This is a genomic window from Arthrobacter sp. Y3223151 (assembly GCF_059091125.1).
Window position 1 is genome coordinate 1 of the sequence record NZ_JBNHGI010000028.1, and the last position, 3,184, is coordinate 3,184.

General features: G+C 69.1%; 3 protein-coding genes. All 3 read right to left on the reverse strand.

Annotated features, from left to right (window positions below; all coding sequences use genetic code 11):
* Positions 1 to 51: 51 nt before the first annotated feature.
* Genes AC5RUP_RS17180 through AC5RUP_RS17190 form a run of 3 tightly spaced genes read right to left on the reverse strand, consistent with a single transcriptional unit; the run spans position 52 to position 3,139 of the window.
* Positions 52 to 1,362 (reverse strand): cytochrome b/b6 domain-containing protein, encoded by a 1,311-nt coding sequence (locus tag AC5RUP_RS17180; RefSeq protein WP_494158793.1) that lies wholly within the window; start codon positions 1,360 to 1,362, stop codon positions 52 to 54.
* Positions 1,363 to 1,367: 5 nt separating this feature from the next.
* Complete coding sequence (locus AC5RUP_RS17185; protein ID WP_494158794.1) at positions 1,368 to 2,351, reverse strand: electron transfer flavoprotein subunit alpha/FixB family protein; 984 nt, start codon at positions 2,349 to 2,351, stop codon at positions 1,368 to 1,370.
* Positions 2,352 to 2,362: 11 nt separating this feature from the next.
* Positions 2,363 to 3,139 carry an electron transfer flavoprotein subunit beta/FixA family protein gene (locus tag AC5RUP_RS17190; RefSeq protein ID WP_494155307.1) on the reverse strand — a complete coding sequence of 259 codons (777 nt, stop codon included), beginning with the start codon at positions 3,137 to 3,139 and terminating at the stop codon, positions 2,363 to 2,365.
* Positions 3,140 to 3,184 lie beyond the last annotated feature (45 nt).

The following is a 3,184-nucleotide window of genomic DNA, read 5'->3' on the forward strand; positions in this document are numbered from 1 at the left end:
GCGAAGGCGCTGACGTTTTCTCGGGTTGTGGCGGCGGTTTGAGGGGGGTGATCAGCGTGCTGTGACCTTGCCGGAGAGTTTCGCGATCGGGGCGAGTATCAAGGGTCGGGCGGCGAGCCAGCCGCCGATGATGATGAGCAGCGAGACGAAGAAGATCCAGAATCCGGCCCAGTTCACGACGTCGGCTCCGCCGTACATGTGGTTCAGGTTCCGCAGCGCCCCGGTCGCGAACACGAGGGCGACGTGCACGATGATGAACGCGGTGAAGTACAGCATCACCGGGAAGTGGACCGCCCGCGCCCACTCGACCGGGTAGACCTTGCTCAGCGTCTTGGCGTTCTTCGGCCACAGTCCAGACATCCGCACCCCGGTGATGGCCGCCAGCGGCGCGGCGATAAAGACGGTGAGGAAGTACATCAGCTGCTGCAGGCTGTTGTAGTTCACCCAGCCGTTCTCGGTCGGCCAGTCCAGCGACGCGTACTGCAGCAGCGCCGAGAGCGCATTCGGGAATACCTCCCAGCTGGTGGGCACGATCCGCATCCAGTGTCCGGTGGCGAACAGCAGCACCACGAACACCGCGCCGTTGAGGAGCCACAGGATATCCAGCCCCTGGTGGAGCCACAGTGCCAGGCTGATCTTGCCGTTGCCGTCCTTGGACCACTTGGGCGTCCAGTACGCGCCCGGCCGTTTCTCGGTGCGCACCTGCAGCCCGGAACGGATGATCAGCACCATCAGGAACACGTTGAAGAAGTGCTGCCACTGCACCCAGGCCGGGAATCCCGGGTCCGCGCCCTCGGGCAGGTGGTATTCACCGGGATAGGCGGTGAGGAAGTCCTGCATGAACGGAAGGTTCCGGAACCATACCGCGGCGGCCACCACGACCGTAGCTGCCCCCAGCAAGGCGAACCCGCCGATGACCGCGGATCCCAGCAGCTGTTTGCGGGTGCAGGAGCCGAACCGCCCGGGCTCCGGTGCGGGCACCGGCGCCGGTCGGGGGCGGGCCGGTGCGGTCGGGCCGGTCAGCGGGGCGGCCGGCGGGGACGCCGCGGCGGCAGCCGTTTCGGCCGGAGCCTCGGAGGGCACGGGGGAGGGCTTGCGTGCCAACCCCTGCCGCCCGGATCTTGCGGAGGCAGGAGCTCCGGTCGCCGGCGGGGACACGCTCTCATGCGCCGGCACCGCGTCGACGGATGCCGCCGGTTGCGCGGCATCGGCTTCGACGGTCGTTGGCGGCAGGCCCTGGCGGCGGGCCGGCTGAGCCGGGGCCGCGGACGCATGGCGGCCGCCCACGGCCGGGCCTTCCGGGTCGACGGCGCCCTCGCCGCCTGCGACCCGGGGCAGACCCCTGCGGATGCCTTCGGCCATGCCGGTTACACCTTCTTCGCGTCGAGGGCGGCGATCAGCTGCGGCACAACCGTGAACAGGTCGCCGACGACGCCGAAGTCCGCGATCTCGAAGATCGGGGCATCCGCGTCCTTGTTGATCGCGACGATGGTCTTCGCCGTCTGCATGCCCGCACGGTGCTGGATCGCCCCGGAGATCCCGAGCGCCACATACAGCTGCGGTGCCACGGAAACGCCGGTCTGACCGACCTGATGCGATTGGGGGATGTACCCGGCATCGACCGCGGCACGGGACGCGCCCACGGCCGCGCCGAGGGTGTCGGCGAGCTGCTCGACGAGCACGAACTTCTCCTCCGAGCCCAGGCCGCGCCCGCCGGAGACGACCTTCGCCGCTCCGCGCAGCTCGGGACGGTCCGATGCCTGGACGACCTCGTCGAACGACACGATGGATGCCGCAGGCGTGGCCGATGCGCTCACCGGCAGTATCGTGACAGCGGGCACGCGCGCCTCGGCGCGCGCGTCGATGGAGCCTTGTCGCACCGTGATCACCGGTGCACCCCAGGTCACTGCGGAGTCGACGTTGTAGGCGCCGCCGTAGACCGAGTGGTGGGCGACGATGCCTTCTGCATCCCGCGAGATGCCGATCGCATCGACCGCCAAGCCGGAGCGGGTGCGGGCAGCGAAGACGCCCGCGGCATCCCGGCCCGCGATCGAGTTCGAGATCAGCACCGCGTCGGGGCGCACAGTCTCGGCGGCGGCGGCCAGCGCATCAACCTCCGGCATGGTCAGCAGGCCCGGATCCGCCGTCTCGGCCACGATCACGTTCGCGGCGCCCAGCGCGCCGGCGGCATCCGCCGCCGCGGCACCCGCGCCGGGTGCGGTCACCACCAGCGCGACGGGTGTGCCTATCTGGGCCGCGGCGCCCAGCAGGCCTGCCGCGCTGCCCGCGAGTGCGCCCGAGGGCGTGGACTCGACAAGGACAAGGATGGAATCCGCTTCGTATTCAGCCATGGTTGTGCTCCTTACACCAGTCGGTTCTGCAGGAGGAAGTCGGCGAGCTTGTCGCCCGCATCGCCCTCGTCGACTATCTTCACGCCCGCGTCGCGGGCAGGCTTCTGCGCGATCGCAATCACGATCGAGCGCGCAAACTCCGGGGCATCGGGATCCACAGCCAGCTCTGCCAGGGACAGAATCTCCAACGGCTTCTTCTTCGCCGCCATGATCCCCTTGAAATTCGGGAACCGCGCATCCGGCAGTGCCTCGGTGATAGACACCACCGCAGGCAGCGAAGCTCTCACCTGCATCCTGCCGTTCTCCGCTGCGCGGACGCCGGTGACGGCGTCCGCGGCGATCTCGATCGAGGCCAGCGACGTAGCGTGCGGCACACCGAGGAATTCGGCGACCATCGCCGGCAGCACGCCGCCGCTGCCATCGGTTGACATGTTGCCCGCGATCACAAGGTCGAACCCGGTGCGCCGGATCGCGGCGGCGAGCACCTCTGCGGTCAACCCGAGGTCAGCCCCGCGCAGTGCCCCGTCGGCCACCTGCACAGCCGATGTCGCTCCCATGGCCAGGCCCTTGCGCAACGTCGCTGCGGCGCTCTCCGGCGCCATCGACAGCACCACAACCTCGGTGCCGGGATTCCTGTCCGCGAATGAGAGCGCCACCTCAAGCGAGCGTTCTGCGATCTCGTCGAGCACGACCTCGCCCGCCCCGCGATCCGCGAGCCCGGTCTCGAGGTCCAGCTTGCGATCCCCGTAAGTGTCGGGGACCTCCTTCACCAGCACGATGATCTTCACTGACATCTCCTCTCGCCGCCTTCTTCGCGACGGCTGTCGCAATGT

Coding starts and splice junctions, on each gene's coding strand:
- AC5RUP_RS17185 (WP_494158794.1), bottom strand. CDS start 2,351: ATGGCTGAATACGAAGCGGATTCCATCCTTGTCCTTGTCGAGTCCACG.
- AC5RUP_RS17180 (WP_494158793.1), bottom strand. CDS start 1,362: ATGGCCGAAGGCATCCGCAGGGGTCTGCCCCGGGTCGCAGGCGGCGAG.